11 protein-coding genes are annotated in these 16,539 nt (G+C 64.0%); all 11 read left to right on the plus strand.

Annotated features, from left to right (window positions below; all coding sequences use genetic code 11):
- Position 1: 1 nt before the first annotated feature.
- The 11 genes from JFN91_RS04820 (at position 2) to oadA (ending at position 16,504) form a co-directional block, all read left to right on the plus strand.
- Positions 2-2,026, plus strand: coding sequence for an aldehyde ferredoxin oxidoreductase family protein (locus JFN91_RS04820; RefSeq protein ID WP_199388062.1), 2,025 nt, complete (start codon positions 2-4; stop codon positions 2,024-2,026).
- The gene (locus JFN91_RS04825; RefSeq protein ID WP_199388063.1) at positions 2,023-2,562 is read left to right on the plus strand and encodes a 4Fe-4S dicluster domain-containing protein; all 540 of its coding nucleotides are present in this window, start codon (positions 2,023-2,025) and stop codon (positions 2,560-2,562) included. The genes JFN91_RS04820 and JFN91_RS04825 overlap by 4 nt, the downstream gene beginning before the upstream one ends.
- A 19-nt stretch (positions 2,563-2,581) precedes the next feature.
- The gene (locus tag JFN91_RS04830; protein ID WP_199388064.1) at positions 2,582-3,733 is read left to right on the plus strand and encodes a (Fe-S)-binding protein; all 1,152 of its coding nucleotides are present in this window, start codon (positions 2,582-2,584) and stop codon (positions 3,731-3,733) included.
- Positions 3,734-3,764: 31 nt separating this feature from the next.
- Entirely contained in the window at positions 3,765-6,815 is a 3,051-nt protein-coding gene (locus JFN91_RS04835; RefSeq protein WP_199388065.1) for a CoB--CoM heterodisulfide reductase iron-sulfur subunit A family protein, read from the plus strand.
- A gap of 43 nt (positions 6,816-6,858) precedes the next feature.
- Complete coding sequence (locus tag JFN91_RS04840) at positions 6,859-7,629, plus strand: hydrogenase iron-sulfur subunit (RefSeq protein ID WP_199388066.1); 771 nt, start codon at positions 6,859-6,861, stop codon at positions 7,627-7,629.
- 35 nt (positions 7,630-7,664) lie between these two features.
- Positions 7,665-8,117, plus strand: coding sequence for a complex I 24 kDa subunit family protein (locus tag JFN91_RS04845; RefSeq protein WP_199388067.1), 453 nt, complete (start codon positions 7,665-7,667; stop codon positions 8,115-8,117).
- A gap of 9 nt (positions 8,118-8,126) precedes the next feature.
- Complete coding sequence (gene nuoF / locus JFN91_RS04850; protein ID WP_199388068.1) at positions 8,127-10,037, plus strand: NADH-quinone oxidoreductase subunit NuoF; 1,911 nt, start codon at positions 8,127-8,129, stop codon at positions 10,035-10,037.
- A 25-nt stretch (positions 10,038-10,062) separates the two neighbouring features.
- Positions 10,063-10,710: a 2Fe-2S iron-sulfur cluster-binding protein gene (locus JFN91_RS04855; RefSeq protein ID WP_199388069.1), complete on the plus strand. Its 648-nt coding sequence runs from the start codon at positions 10,063-10,065 to the stop codon at positions 10,708-10,710.
- Positions 10,711-11,068: 358 nt separating this feature from the next.
- A complete protein-coding gene (locus tag JFN91_RS04860) occupies positions 11,069-12,226 on the plus strand; it encodes an acyl-CoA dehydrogenase family protein (protein ID WP_199388070.1) in 1,158 nt (385 codons plus the stop codon).
- A gap of 202 nt (positions 12,227-12,428) precedes the next feature.
- Positions 12,429-14,186 carry an acyl-CoA carboxylase subunit beta gene (locus JFN91_RS04865; protein ID WP_199388071.1) on the plus strand — a complete coding sequence of 586 codons (1,758 nt, stop codon included), beginning with the start codon at positions 12,429-12,431 and terminating at the stop codon, positions 14,184-14,186.
- Positions 14,187-14,431: 245 nt separating this feature from the next.
- On the plus strand, positions 14,432-16,504 hold the full coding sequence (oadA, locus tag JFN91_RS04870) for a sodium-extruding oxaloacetate decarboxylase subunit alpha (RefSeq protein ID WP_199388072.1): 2,073 nt from the start codon (positions 14,432-14,434) through the stop codon (positions 16,502-16,504).
- Positions 16,505-16,539: the final 35 nt, after the last annotated feature.

Below are 16,539 nucleotides of genomic sequence, written 5' to 3' on the forward strand. Positions count from 1 at the left end.
TATGAGGTACGCAGAGACAGGATATGTGCTGGAAGTCGACCTTACTAAGGGGAACATCGAGAGGGTGGCGACCGACCCGAGGGATACCGAGCTCTACCTCGGCGGTCTGGGCACCAACGCCAAGATGCTGTGGGACAGGGTCCCCGCCGATGTCGAGCCCTTTTCGCCGGACAACCTTCTGATCTTCGCCGCCGGCCTTCTGTGCGGGACGCCGGCCACCGGCTGCAACCGCACCATCGTCTCCACCATCTCCCCGCAGACGAGGCTGATGGCCTTCTCGATGATGGGGGGCTTCTGGGCGCCGGAACTGAAGTACGCGGGGTACGACAAGGTGGTGCTGCGCGGCAAGTCGGAAAAGCTCGTCTATCTCTACATCAACAACGACAAGGTCGAGATCCGCGACGCCTCCCACCTGAAGGGGAAGGGGGCCATCGAGACCGCGGAGATCATCAAGAAGGAGCTGAACGAGCCCCGGGCCCAGGTGGCCGCCATCGGCCTGGCCGGTGAGAACCGGGTCTTCTACGCCTCCATCGAGCAGGGTCGCTCCTCCGCCTCGCGCGGCGGCATCGGCGCGGTGATGGGGGACAAGAGGGTCAAGGCGGTGGTGGTGCGCGGCACCAAGGACGTCGTGGTCGCCAAACCCCAGGAGTACATGGACCTCTGCAGCGACGTGCTCGACTACATCAAGCACCGCGAGGAGAACCCGATTCCGGACGTGATGCCGATCCTGGCCGGACTGGGGAGCCCGCAGGAGATGAAGGTCCACGACGAGAAGTGGCACACCGAGAACTTCAACTGGGGCAACGCCCGCACCCGCCGCAAGGACTTCTGGACCGAGGAGGTGGACCACGCCTGGGCCGAGACCATGGAGAAGGCGAGGACCAGGCTCATCAGCTGCTACAACTGTCCCATGAAGTGCGGCGCCACCATCTCCATGGAGGGGCTTCCCACCTACATGATGAAGTGCTTCACCAAGCTCACCTACACCATGGCCGCCTACTCCGACCTCGACTTCGGCCTGAGGATCGCGCAGAAGGCGACCGAGTACGGCTTGGACGGCTTCTCCGCCCCGCAGGTGATGGCCTTCGCCCTGGAGCTCCTGGAAAAGGGGATCCTGAAGCAGAGCGACTTCCCCGGCATGCCCGAGGACAACGAGGGTAAGTTCTTCTACCTCCTGGACAAGATCGTCAACCGCGACGGCATCGGCGACATCCTGGCCGACGGCACCTACTGGGCGGCCGAGAAGATCGGCAACGGCGCCCACGACTTCGCCCACAACAACATCAAGAAGCACGAGCAGCTTCCGCTGAAGCTCTCCATGCTGAACCCCATCTACTACCTGATGTACTGCACCGGGGAGAAGATCAACATCACCCAGATCGAGGGTCAGTTCCCGCAGGCGCCCTACCCGACGGTGGAGCAGCGCGAGGCCTTCGTGAAGGACTGGATCCAGGTCCCGGACGACAAGTTCAAGGACATCTTCCTGCAGTGGGAGCCGCGCGGCGAAAAGTCGATGCCCAACTTCCCGACCGTGGACATGTGCTGCGACATCGTCGACTGGCAGGAGATGATGCACTACATCGACGACGCCCTCGGCCAGTGCGCCGGGCTCTCCTCCTTCCCGCTCAAACCGCCGTACCACATCCACAACTACCCGAAGTTCATCTCCGCCGGGGCCGGCATCGAGATGGACAAGGAGAAGCTCACCAAGGCCGCCAAGCGCTACCGCACCCTGGTGCGGGCGATCAACATCCGCCGCGGCATGAGAAGGGTGGACGAGCAGCCGCCGGCGAACCACTGGAAGAACAGGTTCCCGGAGCTGGAGAAGAATCTCCTCGATTCGTACTACCAGCTGAAAGGGTGGAACGAGGACGGCATCCCGACCAGGGAGACCCTGGAGGATCTGGGGCTTGGCTACGTCGCCGCCGAGTTTGAACGGACCGGCGTGTACGGCGGCTCTTCAGCCCAGCCGGCCAGCGCGCCGCGCCAGCAGGAGACACTTAACGTCGGGGGGGTACAGCCGTGAGCACCGAGACCAAGAAGAGAACCGTAAAGACCATCAACATCGACGCGGACAAATGCAACGGCTGCCGTGCCTGCGAGGTGATCTGCTCCTCCTTCCACGCGGCGCCCAGGTACAGCAGCAACAACCCGGCACGCTCCCGGGTGCGCGTGGTGCGCGATCCGCTGCGCGACATCTACATCCCGCTCTACGCCGGCGACTACACCGAGAGCGAGTGCATGGGGCGCGACAAGTTCATCATCGACGGCAAGGAGTACGACGAGTGCGGCTTCTGCCGGACCTCCTGCCCCTCGCGCGACCTGTTTAGGGAACCGGATTCCGGCCTCCCCCTGAAGTGCGACCTCTGCGACGGCGAACCCGAGCCCCTGTGCGTCAAGTGGTGCCTGGTCGGGGCCCTCTCCGTGACGGAGAGGGAGGTGGAGGAGCCCGCGGAGGAGACCAAGCGGGGCGAACTGGAGATAGGCCTGGAGTCGCTGGCGAGAAGGTTCGGCGCCGACAAGCTCCTTGATACCGTTGCCCAGATTACCAAAGGACGCTGACGCGAAAGGACGGTGCATCGTGGAAACCGTGACTCCATTCAAAGAGATCATAGATGTCATCAAGGAGAAGGGGGGGGACTCGCTCAAGTACTGCTACCAGTGCGGACTGTGCGACTCGGTCTGCCCCTGGAACCGGGTGCGGCAGTTCAGCATGCGCAAGGTGGTGCGGCAGGGGGTCTTCGGGCTCACCGAGATCGAGCAGGAGGAGATCTGGCGCTGCAGCACCTGCGGGACCTGTCCCTCCCGCTGCCCCAGGGGGGTGAACCAGATCGAGGCGGGGGTGGCGCTCAGGGCCATGGGCGCCGAGTACGACGTCTACCCCGGTCACGTGGCCACGATCAGGAACGTGGTGGCGAGCCTCACCAGCGAGGGTAACTCCATCGGCGGTGAGCGTGCCAAGAGGGGGGACTGGGCGAAGGACCTCCCGGTGAAGCCGTACCAGGAGGGGATGGAAGCCCTCTACTTCACCGGCTGCTACCTAAGCTACGACCCCAGGATGAGGAGGGTGGCCCAGGCCACCGCGACCATCCTCAACAAGGCGGGGGTGAACTTCGGCATCCTCGGCACCAAGGAGAGCTGCTGCGGGGAAAGCATCAGAAAGACCGGCAACGAGGAGCTTTTCAAGAAACTCGCCAAGGAAAACATCAGGACCTTCATCGACAACGGCGTCAAGAAGGTGATCGTTTCCTCGCCGCACTGCTACCACACCTTCAAGAACGAGTACCCGGAGTTCATGGTGAACTTCGAGGTGGTCTTCATCTCCCAGTTCATCGAGGAGCTGATCGAGACCGGGAGGCTCACCATCAAGGGCGAGTTCGCCAAAAAGGTCACCTACCACGACCCCTGCTACCTCGGGCGCCACAACGGCGTCTACGACGAACCGAGGAACGTGCTGAAAAAGGTCCCCGGGCTCGAGTTCACCGAGATGGCCGACAACCGCGAGTCCGCGCTTTGCTGCGGCGGTGGCGGCGGCAGGATCTGGATGGAGACCCCCAAGGAGGAGCGCTTCGCCGACTTAAGGCTCAGGCAGGCGGTCCAGGCCGGGGCCGAGGTGCTGGCCACCTCCTGTCCCTACTGCATCACCAACTTCACCGACTCGAGCCTCGACCTGGCCGACCACGAGAAGGTGGAGGTAAAGGACCTGACGGAGATCATCGCCGAGGTGATCTGAGGCAAGAAACCCTGACGGGAAGGATACTTCTATGAATAGCGCAGAGAGAAATATAGGTGACGTACTCATCGTGGGCGGAGGGATCAGCGGCATTCAGGCCGCCCTCGATCTCGCCAACTCAGGATTCAGGGTCTTCCTGGTGGACAAGTCCCCGGCGCTCGGCGGCAAGATGTCCCAGCTGGACAAGACCTTCCCTACCAACGACTGTTCCATGTGCATCGAGTCCCCCAAGTTCATCGAGTGCTCGAGGAACCCGAACATCGAGATCATCACCTACACCGAGGTCGACCGCGTCGAAGGCGAGGCCGGCGACTTCAAGGTGACCCTCACCAAGAAGCCCAGGTACATCTCGGAGGAGAAGTGCACCGGGTGCAACATCTGCGTGGACTACTGCCCGGTCAAGATCCCGGACCCGTTCAACCAGAACCTCTCCGAGAACAAGGCGGTGCACATCTACTTCTCGCAGGCGGTGCCGCTGGTCACCTACGTCGACCCGGAGACCTGCCTGTACCTGAAGGAAGGGAAGTGCCAGATCTGCGTCGGCGCCTGCAAGACCAACGCGATCGACCTGCACCAGAAGCCCGAGACCTTCCAGATCGAGGTGGGCGCCATCCTGCTCTCCCCCGGCTACTCGACCTTCGACCCGAAACTTAGGGGCGACTTCGGCTACGGCAGGATGCAGAACGTGGTGACCAGCCTCGACTTCGAGAGGATCCTCTGCGCCACCGGCCCCTACGAAGGGGAGGTGCTACGCCCCTCCGACAAGAAGCACCCGCACAAGATCGCCTGGATCCAGTGCGTCGGCTCGCGCCAGGTCACCCCGGGCGGCAACAACTACTGCTCCGCCGTCTGCTGCGCCTACTCGCAGAAGCAGGTGATCCTCGCCAAGGACCACAGCCCGACCCTGCAGGCCACCATCTTCCATAACGACGTCCGCGCCTACGGCAAGGATTTCGAGCGCTTCCACCAGCGGGCCGAGAAGCTCTCCGACGTGCGCTTCATAAGGAGCTACGTCACGGTGGGGAGGGAGATCGAGAGCAGCAAGAACGTCACCATCCGCTACTCCACCGTCGACCAGGGGGTCAAGGAGGAGGAGTTCGACATGGTGGTCCTCTCGGTGGGCCTGAACCCGCCCAAGGACGTGGAGGCGCTGGCCGCGAAGTTCGGCATCGAGCTCACCGACCAGAAGTTCTGCAAGAACAACCCGTACAACCCCATCGAGACCTCCAGGAAGGGGATCTTCGTCTCCGGCGCCTTCCAGGGGCCGCTGGACATCCCGGAGTCGGTCGTGACCGCGAGCGGCGCCGACGCCCTGGTCGGCCAACTCCTCTCCAACCGGCGCCACAAGCTGGAGCGCGAGAGGGTCTACCCGGTCGAGAAGGACGTCTCGCAGGAGGAGCTGAAGATCGGGGTCGTGGTCTGCTACTGCGGCGCCAACATCGGGCGCGTGGTCAACATCCCCGAGGTGATCGAGTACGCGGCGACCCTCCCCAACGTCTCCTGGGCCGGCGAGAACCTCTTCGCCTGCTCCACGGAAAACGCCAAGCAGATCTCCGACGCCATCGTCGCCAAGGGCCTGAACCGCGTGGTGCTCGCCGCCTGCACCCCTAGGACGCACGAGCCGCTCTTCCGTGACACCTGCCGCGAGGCGGGGCTGAACCAGTACTTCTTCGAGTTCGCCAACATCCGCGAGCACTGCTCCTGGGTCCACTCCCGCGAGAAGGAGAACGCGACGGAAAAGGCGAAGGAGATCGTGAGGATGTCGGTGGCCCGCGCCGCCCACCTGGAGCCCTTGCAGGAATTCCAGCTCCCGGTCGACCACACCGCGCTGGTCGTCGGCGGCGGGGTCGCGGGGATGACCGCCTCCCTCAACATGGCCGAGCAGGGGTTCGAGGTCTACCTGGTCGAGAAGGACGACGACCTGGGGGGGATGGCGCGGCGCCTCCACTACACCCTGGAGGGGACCGAGGTGCAGCCCTTCCTGGCCGAGCTGGTGAAGAAGGTGTACCGGCACCCGTCCATCCACGTCTGGACCGACGCGACCATCGAGGACGTCTCCGGCTACGTCGGCAACTTCACCACCCGCGTGCTCTCTCAGGGGAGGGTGCGCGAGGTGAAACACGGGGTCTCGGTGCTCGCCACCGGCGCCGCCGAGTACAAGCCGACCGAGTACCTCTACGGCGAGAGCGAGAACGTGCTGACCCAGCTCGAACTGGAAGAGCGCATCGCGGCGGGGGACGAGAAGGTCAAGGCGGCCCAGAGCGTGGTGATGATCCAGTGCGTCGGCTGCCGCCAGGCCGACCGCAACTACTGCAGCCGGGTCTGCTGCAACCAGGCCATCAAGAACGCCCTGAAGCTCAAGCAGATCAACCCGGAGGTGGAGGTCCAGGTCATCTTCCGCGACATGCGCACCTACGGCCTGAAAGAGGTCTACTACCGCGAGGCGGCCAACCAGAACGTGAAGTTCATCCGCTACGAGGCGGACGGGAAACCGGTGGTTGAGGCGGAAGGCGCCGGCTTCAAGGTGACCGTCCCCGACCCGGTGCTGGGGCAGAAGATGGAACTGGAGGCGGACCTCGTGGTGCTCGCGGCGGCGGTGATCCCGTCCGAGGCGAGCCAGGAGGCGGGGAAGCTGTTCAAGGTCTCCAACAACCCGGACGGCTTCTTCCAGGAGGCCCACGTGAAGCTGAGGCCGGTGGATTTCAGCGCCGACGGCGTCTTCCTCTGCGGCACCGCCCACTATCCCAAGCACCTGACCGAGACCATCAGCCAGGCGCTGGGTGCTGCGGGACGCGCGGTGGGGATCCTCTCCAGGGAGACGGTGACCGCCTCCGGCTCGGTCTGCGATGTCGACGAGTCGAGCTGCGTCTCCTGCGGCGCCTGCATCACCGCCTGCAAGTACGGCGCGATCAGCTTCGCCGACACCCCCAAGGGGAAGAAGGCCCGCGTGGAACCGATCCTGTGCAAGGGGGACGGCCTGTGCAACGCCAAGTGCCCGACCCGCGCCATCTACCTGAAGCACTACACCGACGACGCGATCTTCGCCCAGATCGACGCGGCGCTGCCGCCGGCCAGGGGCTAGATCTCACGAACAACTCCAGGGCAAACCTGGGAAGGAGGTAACAATGACAACCGGAATCGAGCAAAAGCCCAGGGTCGTCGGTTTCCTGTGCACGTGGTGAGCGTACGGCGCTGCCGACCTGGCTGGAGTTTCCAGACTGCAATATACGACAGAGACCAAGATTATCAGGGTGATGTGTACCGGCCGCGTGGACATCGGGTTCGTGCTGCGGGCCTTCCAGAAGGGGGCGGACGGGGTGTTCATCGGCGGCTGCTGGCCGGGTGAGTGCCACTACGTCACCGAGGGGAACTACGATGTGCTGAAGAACGTGCACATCGCGAAGAAGATCCTCGAGAAGATCGGGGTGAACCCGAACCGCCTGAGGCTCGAGTGGATCTCGGCCTCGGAGGGGATGCGCTACGCCGAGGTGATGAACGACTTCGGGCGGGTGCTGAAGGAACTGGGCCCTCTGGGCAAGGGTGAGGGGATCGACCCCGGCGCCCTGACCATCAGGATGGAGGCCGCCAACAGGCTGGTCCCCTACGTGAAGCTGGTCGAGCGCGAGCGGCTCAGGCAGCGCTTCAAGACCGAGGAGGAGTACGCACAGTTCTTCCAAAGCGACGAACTGAACCGGATCTTCGAGGACCTGGTGGTGGACAAGCTGGCGGTAAGCCAGATGACCCTGCTGTTAAGGGACAATCCGCTCACCAGCGCGGAGATCGCCCAGGCCCTGGGCCTGGCCCCGGCGGACGTCTCCCGGCACCTGAAGGATTCGTCGCGAAAAGGATTGGTGAGGTACGACGAGGGGGAGAAGCGCTACGCGCTGGCCCTGTAGTCACAACGAAGGTAAAGAGGACCGCTGCCATGTGCATGGATATTACGAGAATCGACCAGATCATTGACGACCACAACGCCGAGCAGAGCTCGCTGATCCAGATCCTTTTGGACATCCAGGCCGAGCACCACTGGCTTCCCAAGCAGGCGCTGGACCGGGTGGCCGAGAAGCTGGATGTGCCGATGAACCGGATCCAGCACATCACCACCTTCTACAAGGCGTTCAGCCAGGTTCCCAAGGGGCGCCACCAGATCCATGTCTGCATGGGGACGGCCTGCCACGTGCGGGGCGCCCAGAAGGTCCTGGACGTGCTCTCGGATGCAACCGGCATCAAGGCGGGGGAGACCGATGCGGAGCTGAAGTTCAGCCTCGAGACGGTGAACTGTCTCGGGTGCTGCGCCCTCGGGCCGGTCATGGTGGTGGACGGTGAATATCACGGCAACGTGGCGCCTGCACAGGCGGCAGACGTGCTGAAAAACTACGAGTAAGGGGCGCTTATGCCAAGGATAAATTCGCCAGCGGAATTGGAAGAGTTCAGGAGGAGCATCCTGTCGAAACGCAGCGACGACAGGCCCTGCATCACCCTCTGCTCCGGCAGCGCCTGCCACGCCACCGGAAGCGAGAAAGTGGCGGCCGCCATCGTCGCCGAACTGGAGAACCACGGGCTCACCGATCAGGTCGAGATCAGAAGGACCGGTTGTCACGGCTTCTGCGAACAGGGTCCCATCGTGGTCATCTACCCGGAGGGGATCTGCTACCTGAAGGTGAAACCGGAGGACATCTGCGAGATCGTCTCCCACACCTTCAAGGAGAAGAAGCTCGTCGAGAGGCTCCTCTACGTCGACCCGAACACCGGGGAGAAGTCGAGCTACGAGCATGACATCCCCTTCTACAAGAACCAGCAGCGCCTCATACTGGGGCTGAACCGCAAGATCGACCCGAAGAGCCTGGAGGATTACATGGCGGTCGGGGGATACAAGGCGCTCACCAAGGCGCTCTTCGAGATGACCCCGGAAGAGGTGATCGGCGAGGTGAAGGCGGCGAAGCTCAGAGGGCGCGGCGGCGCGGGCTTCCCCTCAGGCATGAAATGGGAGTTCGCGAGAAAGGCGCCGGGAGACCAGAAGTACGTCGTGGTCAACTGCGACGAGGGCGACCCGGGCGCGTACATGGACCGCTCCCTCATGGAAGGTAACCCCTTCACCGTCCTCGAAGGGCTCATGATCGGGGCCTACGCCATCGGCGCCACCGAGGGTTACATCTACGTGCGTCAGGAGTACCCGCTCGCCGTCGACAACCTTTCCGTCGCGATGAAAGAGGCGGAAAGGCGCGGGCTCCTGGGCAAGAACATCATGGGCTCGGGCTTCGACTTCACCGTCAAGGTGCACCGCGGCGCCGGCGCCTTCATCTGCGGCGAGGAGACTTCGCTGCTGGCGTCGCTCGAAGGCAAGCCGGGCGAGCCGAAGTCGAGGCCGCCGTTCCCGGCCAACAAGGGGCTTTGGGGCAAGCCGACCAACATCAACAACGTGGAGACCTGGGCCAACATCCCGGTCCTCATCAACGAGGGGGCGGAGTACTTCTCGTCGGTCGGCACCGAGAGCAGCAAGGGGACCAAGATCTTCTCGCTGGTCGGCAAGGTGAACAACACCGGCCTCGTCGAGGTGCCGATGGGGATCCCGCTGCGCGACATCATCTACAAGATCGGCGGCGGCGTCCCCAAGGGGAAGAAGTTCAAGGCGGTACAGACCGGCGGCCCTTCGGGCGGCTGCATCCCCGAGGAGTTCCTCGACGTCAAGGTGGACTTCGACGAACTGATGAAGATGGGCGCCATGATGGGCTCGGGCGGCATGATCGTCATGGACGAGGACACCTGCCTCGTCGACATCGCCCGCTACTTCCTCGAGTTCTTGAGCGACGAGTCGTGCGGCAAGTGCGTTCCCTGCCGCGAGGGGATCAGGCAGATGCTCAAGGTGATGACCGACATCACCCAGGGAAGAGGGAAGGAAGGGGACATCGAGCTCCTCGAGAACATGGCGATGGCGACCCAGGGCGCGGCCCTCTGTGCCCTCGGCAAGACAGCCCCCAACCCGGTCCTCTCCACGCTCAAGTACTTCCGCGAGGAGTACGAGGCCCACATCAAGGAGAAGCGCTGCCCGGCCCTGTCCTGCAAGGAGCTGATCGCCTTCCACATCGCCCCGGAGAAGTGCAAGGGGTGCGGCAGCTGCTTGAGGAAGTGCCCGGCCAACGCCATCGAGGGTGGCAAGAAGACGATCCACGTCATCGACCAGGAGAAGTGCACCAAGTGCGGCACCTGCATCGAGGCCTGCCCGGCGGCCTTCCAGGCCATCGACAAGCTCTCCGGCGTGCCGGTGCCGGCCCCGGTCCCGCAGGAAAAACGGGCCCTGGCTTAGCTTCGGCCCCTGAAAGGAACACATCATGAGCGAATTCGTCCTGCAGATAGATGGGAAAGAGGTCACCGCCAGGGAAGGGATGACCATCGTAGAGGCCGCCAAATCCGTAGGGATCAGGATCCCGACCCTTTGCCACCACGACCAGCTGGAGCCCTACGGCGCCTGCCGGATCTGCACGGTGGAGGCCGAGGCCAACGGCAGAAACCAGCTGGTGGCGGCCTGCGTCTACCCCGCGGAAAAGGGGATGGTGGTGCAGACCAGGACCGAGAAGCTGGCCAAGATCCGCAAGGTGCTGGTGGAGCAGATGATGGCCCACGCACCGGACGCGCCGCAGCTCCTGGAACTGGCCGAGGAGTACGGCGCGGACCGGGACCGCTTCGAGAAGGATCCCTCCTTCTGCATCCTGTGCGGCCTGTGCGTCAGGTACTGCAACGAGGTGAAAAAGAAGAACGCCATCGGCTACATCGATCGCGGCCCGCGGCGCGAGATCAGCTTCATCCCCGACGTCGCCGGCAAGGAATGCTGGGACTGCAAGGAATGCTTCCCCCTCTGCCCGACCTCCGCGCTGCAGGCGGCCTACGTGCTGACCGAGGCGCTGGCCGCGCCGCCCGAGGAGGCGGCACCGGAGGCCGGTTGCGCCTGCTCCTGCTCCTGCTCGGGAAGCTGTGGCTAAAGGATTTGGGCTGAAGGGAAAGCGAGGCTTCTCTTGCTTCCGGGGGGGTGGTGGGTGCTTTTCGTTGGGGTGCGATCTCCCCACCCGGCCTTCGGGCCACCCCCGGAGGCGAGGGAAATGAAGCTGCCATGAGCAATTCCGGTAGCATCTACCCCGACCCCCTGACCCCCTCCCGCAAGGGGCCGGGGAACTTACCCTCTCCCTCTGGGAGAGGGCCAGGGTGAGGGCGTTGCAATAGGCAAAATGTCACTTCGTGGCTTCTCCCTCACCCGCCCTTCGGGCACCCTCTCCCAGAGGGAGAGGGGATTGAGTCGAAGATTCTAGTCAAGCAAGAAACTTAATAACCAAGGAGGTCGTCATGCGGTTCGGATTAACGGATGAACAGAAAATGATGCAGGAGATGGCGAGGGACTTCGCCCAGAAGGAGATCCTTCCCACCCTGAAAGAGGACGAGGCCAACCACACCTTCCGTCCCGAACTGGTGAAAAAGATGGCCTCCCTCGGGTTCTTCGGCTGCGGTTTGCCGGAGGAATACGGCGGCAACGGCTGCGGCTTCCTCGAGTCGGTGATCCTGGCGGAACAGCTCGCCACCGTGAGCGGCTCCTCCAGGCTTCCCCTCAACATGCAGAACATCGGCCCCGCCCTCACCGTGAACAGGTTCGGCACCAAGGAGCAGAAGGAGCGCTTCATCCCGGACTGGGTCAGCGCGGAATCCTTCGGCTTTTTCGCCATCACGGAGCCCAACTCCGGCTCGGACGTGGTGAGCATGGGGACCACCGCCACCGACCGCGGCGACCACTGGGAGATCAACGGCCAGAAGATGTGGATCTCCAACGCCCACGTGGGTGACTGGGGTCTCCTCTACGCCGTCACGGACCGTGCCGCCAAGCACAAGGGGCTCACCTGCTTCATCATCAACCTGAAGGGGAACGAGGGGATCATCACCGCCGCCATCGAGAGCAAGGTGGGTCTCCACTGCGCCCCGACCGGCGAGATCTCCTTCAACCAGGCAAAGATCCCCAAGGACTCGGTGCTGGGCGAAGTGGGGCAGGGCTTCCAGATCTGCATGTGGCAGTTGAACAACACCCGCATCAGCTGCGCGGCGGGGGCTCTCGGCATCGGCGCCGGCGCCATCGAGGCGGCCATCGGCTACGCCAACGAGCGGACCCAGTTCGGCAAGAAGATCGGCTCCTACCAGATGATCCAGGCCTCCATCGCCGAGATGGTCGCCGAGCACGAGGCGGCGCGGCTGCTGGTGTACCAGGCGGCCTGGCTCAAGGACCAGGGGCTTCCCAACCAGTACCAGACCTCCATGGCCAAGCTGTTCGCCTCCGAGGCGGCGGTGCACGCGGCGACCGAGACCATGAAGATCTTCGGCAGCTACGGCTTCTCCACCGAGTACCCCGCAGAGCGCTGGCTGCGCGACTCCATGTCGCTGCGGACCGTCGAGGGGACCAGCAACATCCAGAAGACCATCATCGCCGGCTTCGCCCTGGGCGACGTGATCAACCGCTAGGTGGTCACCCGCTAGGTGGTCACCCGCTAGGTGGTCCCTCGCTAAAAATCCCCTCCCCCGGAGGGGGAGGGTTAGGGAGGGGGAAGGAGAAGGAAAGAGAAGAGGGGGAAGCCTGAAGATACCCCCCTCCCAGCCTCCCCCCTCCGGGGGGAGGAGCGCTGACAGAAGGTTTGCTCATCAAATTCAATGAAAGGAACCCACCATGGCACGAAAGCAGACACCGCTGCGCCCGTATTTCGAGAAGATGGCGGACATCGGCAAGGCGCTCAGCGATGCGGAGGTTAAACGTTCGCAGGAAAACGTGGAGCTGGTCAAGGAGCAGGTGCAGGTAATCGCCCGGGAGACCGAGCGCGTGAAAAACGCCGGCATCCCGGCCAAGAAGGTCCACGAGCGCGGCGGGATGACCATCTACGACCGCCTCGACTACCTCGTCGACGCCGGGACCTGGGCGCCCCTGCACACTCTCTACAACCCCAAGGACAACGAGGAGGGGTGCACCGGGGTCGTGAACGGCATCGGGCGCATCGAAGGCAAGTGGGCGGTCATCATCGGCTTCGACAACAAGGTGATGGCGGGTGCCTGGATCGCCGGGCAGTCCGAGAACATCCTCATGGTCACCGACATGGCCAAGCGCCTCAACGTCCCGCTGGTCTGGCTCACCAACTGTTCCGGCGTGAAGCTCATGGAGCAGGAGACGGTCTACGCCGGACGCCGCTCCAGCGGCGCTCCCTTCTACCGCCACGCCGATCTCAACCACCTCGGCATCCCTATCCTCAACGGCATCTACGGCACCAACCCGGCCGGCGGCGGCTACCAGGGGATCAGCCCGACCATCCTGCTTGCCCATGACGGCGCCAACATCGCGGTAGGCGGCGCCGGCATCGTCGGCGGCATGAACCCCAAGGGACACATCGACGTGGAGGCCGCGCAGGCGCTCATCGACGCCACCCGCAATTTCAAGGCGAAGGATCCCGGCCGCGTCGAGACCCATTTCGACCAGACCGCCTACTTCCGCGAAGTGCACGACACCGAGACCGGGGTGCTGGACGGCATCAAGGATTACATGCGCATGATGCCGGCCTACGACCCGGCCATGTTCCGCGTCGCGGCGCCTGCCGCGCCCCGCTTCCCGGTAGAGGATCTCAACATGATCCTGCCGGCCAACCAGAAGCGCCCCTACGACGCCATCCAGATCCTGGCGCGCCTGACCGACAACAGCGAGTTCATGGAATACCGCCCCGACTACGGGCGCGAGGTCTACACCGGCATCGCCAAGGTGGACGGCTTCCCCGTCGCCTTCATCGGCAACCGCCAGGGGGTATTCCCGGGGTATCCCGAGTATGCCAAGGGGGCCTACCCGGCCGTGGGCGGCAAGCATTACCGCGAGGGGCTCATCAAGCAGGCCGAGTTCGTGACGCTGTGCGGTCGCGACAACCTCCCCATCGTCTGGCTCCAGGACACCACCGGCATCGACGTGGGTGACCTGGCCGAGGAAGCCGAGCTCCTGGCGCTGGGGCAGTCGCTGGTCTACTCCATCGAGCAGACCGATCTCTCCATGATGTGCGTCGTGCTCAGGAAGGGGACCGCGGCGGCCCACTACATCATGTGCGGCCCGCAGGCGAACAACAACAACGCCTTCACCCTGGGCACCCCGCTCACCGAGATCTACGTCATGCACGGTGAGACCGCGGCCGCCGCGTCCTACGCGCGCCGCCTGGTGAAGGAGCAGGATTCCGGCAACGATCTGGCCCCGGTCATCGGCAAGATGAACCAGATGATCCAGGACTACCAGGAGAAGTCGCGCCCGGCCTACTGCGCCATCAGCGGCTTTGTCGACGAGATCGTCGAGCTCCCCGACCTGCGCAGGTACATCCAGGCCTTCACCGGCGCCAACTATCAGAATCCGAAGTCGATCACCCCGGTGCACCAGATGCTCCTGCCGAGGATCATCAGGGGGTAACGATCCTGGTTCCCTCCCCCGGAGGGGGAGGGTTAGGGAGGGGGGACGCCTGAAAGTTTCCCCCCTCCCGACCTCCCCCCTCCGGGGGGAGGAGCAATGACATCCCCCCTGGTTCCCAAGCTCCAGCTTTGCATTCGATGGAAATCGGAGCTTCGGAGAGGCTTTGCGTTCCCAAGGTGGACCTTGGGAACGAGATCAAACATACACTTCAGCAGCTTAACTTCACGATAATTACGGAGACGAAGATGGCCAAGACAACGAAACCGTTAGGGATCACCGAAGTCGTCCTCAGGGACGCCCACCAGTCCTTGTTCGCGACCCGCCTGCGCCTGGACGACATGCTTCCCATCGCCGCCAAGCTGGACCAGGTCGGCTACTGGTCGATCGAGATGTGGGGCGGAGCCACCTTCGACTCCTGCATCCGCTTCCTGGGCGAGGACCCGTGGGAGCGCCTGCGCGAACTGAAGAAGGCGATGCCCAACACGCCGCAGCAGATGCTGTTCCGGGGGCAGAACATCCTGGGCTACCGCCATTACGCAGACGACGTGGTCGAGAAGTTCGTGGAGCGCTCCGCGGTGAACGGCATCGACGTCTTCCGCGTCTTCGACGCCATGAACGACCCGCGCAACCTGGACACCGCCATCAAGGCGGTCATCAAGCAGGGCAAGCACGCCCAGGGGACGCTCTCCTACACGGTCAGCCCGGTGGACACCATCCCGAAATGGGTGGATCTCGCCAGGAAAATCGAGGACATGGGGGCGCACTCGCTCTGCATCAAGGACATGGCCGGCCTCATGGCCCCCTACGCCGCCTACGACCTGGTCAAGGCGCTCAAGAAGGCGATCAAGATCCCCATCCACATGCAGTGCCACGCGACCACCGGCATGTCCACGGCGGCCTACGTGAAGGCGATCGAGGCGGGGGTGGAGAACGTCGACACCTCCATCTCCTCCATGAGCATGACCTACGGTCATTCCCCCACCGAGACCCTGGCCGCCATCTTCGCCGACACCGACAAGTCCACCGGCCTCGACACGGTGCTCCTGCAGGAAATCGCCGACTACTTCACCGTGGTGCGTAAGAAATACGCCAAGTTCGAGGGCTCCCTCAAAGGGGTCGACGCCCGCATCATTACAGCCCAAGTTCCGGGCGGCATGCTCACCAACATGGAGAGCCAGTTGAAGGAGCAGAACGCCGGGCACAAGATGGACCTGGTGCTGGCCGAGATCCCGAAAGTCCGCGAGGACCTGGGCATGATCCCGCTGGTCACCCCGACCTCTCAGATCGTCGGCACCCAGGCCGTCATCAACGTCCTGACCGGCGAGCGCTACAAGTCGATGACCAAGGAGACCGCCGCCGTCCTCAAAGGGGAGTACGGCGCGACCTCGGCCCCGGTCAACAAGGAGCTGCAGCAGAAGGTGCTGGCCGGCGCCGAGCCGATCACCTGCCGCCCGGCCGATCTTCTCACCGCCGAGATGGACAAGCTCACCGAAGAACTGCGCGCCCTCTCCAAGGAGAAGAACCTGAAGTTCGGCGACCACGAGGTCGAGGACGTGCTCACCTACGCGCTGTTCCAGCAGGTGGGGCTCAAGTTCCTGGAGCATCGCGACAACCCCGACATGTTCGAGCCGGTGCCGACCGCCGAGGATGCGGCTCCCAAGAAAGCGGCGGCAGCCGAAGTGACCGGCGGCGACACCTACACCGTCACCGGCGGCGGCCAGACCTTCGTGGTGCAGGTGGCGAAGGCAACCGGCGCGGCCGCAGCCGCAGCCGCGGCAGCCTCAGCCGTCGGGGGGAGCGCCCCGGCAGCCGCCCCGGCCGCAGCCGCCGGCAAGACCATCGTTTCGCCCCTCGCCGGCAACGTCTGGAAGATCGAGTGCGAGCCGGGTCAGCAGGTGCAGGAAGGTGATCTGCTCCTTATCCTGGAGGCGATGAAGATGGAGAACGAGATCTTCGCCGACCGTGACGGCATCGTGGGCGCCATCCATATCGAGGAAGGTACCGCCGTCGACATCGGCGCCGCCCTGGTCACCATCATCGGCGCCGACGACGCGCAGGCCGCCGCCTCGGCCCCGGCCGCAACCGCCGCAGCCGCCGCTCCCGCCGAAGGTGGCGTCGTGGCGCCATTGGCAGGCAACGTCTGGAAGATAGAGGTCGAGCAGGGGCAGGCGGTCCAGGCCGGCGATCTGCTCCTGATCCTGGAAGCCATGAAGATGGAGAACGAGATCTTCGCCGAGAAGGACGGTGTCGTCGGCCAGATCATGATCCAGGAAGGAAACGCCGTCGACATCGGCCAACTCCTGCTGGTCGTTCAGTAACGTCGCAGGCTCCCTCTCCCTCTGGGAGAGGGTTG

Source organism: Geomonas anaerohicana, from assembly GCF_016458305.1.
GTDB classification, from domain to species: Bacteria; Desulfobacterota; Desulfuromonadia; order Geobacterales; family Geobacteraceae; genus Geomonas; species Geomonas anaerohicana.

Bases quoted from the DNA above. Each gene is read 5' to 3' on its own strand.
- JFN91_RS04845 (WP_199388067.1), top strand. From the start codon at position 7,665: ATGGATATTACGAGAATCGACCAGATCATTGACGACCACAACGCCGAG.
- JFN91_RS04835 (WP_199388065.1), top strand. From the start codon at position 3,765: ATGAATAGCGCAGAGAGAAATATAGGTGACGTACTCATCGTGGGCGGA.
- JFN91_RS04820 (WP_199388062.1), top strand. From the start codon at position 2: ATGAGGTACGCAGAGACAGGATATGTGCTGGAAGTCGACCTTACTAAG.
- JFN91_RS04865 (WP_199388071.1), top strand. From the start codon at position 12,429: ATGGCACGAAAGCAGACACCGCTGCGCCCGTATTTCGAGAAGATGGCG.
- JFN91_RS04860 (WP_199388070.1), top strand. From the start codon at position 11,069: ATGCGGTTCGGATTAACGGATGAACAGAAAATGATGCAGGAGATGGCG.
- JFN91_RS04855 (WP_199388069.1), top strand. From the start codon at position 10,063: ATGAGCGAATTCGTCCTGCAGATAGATGGGAAAGAGGTCACCGCCAGG.
- oadA (WP_199388072.1), top strand. From the start codon at position 14,432: ATGGCCAAGACAACGAAACCGTTAGGGATCACCGAAGTCGTCCTCAGG.
- nuoF (WP_199388068.1), top strand. From the start codon at position 8,127: ATGCCAAGGATAAATTCGCCAGCGGAATTGGAAGAGTTCAGGAGGAGC.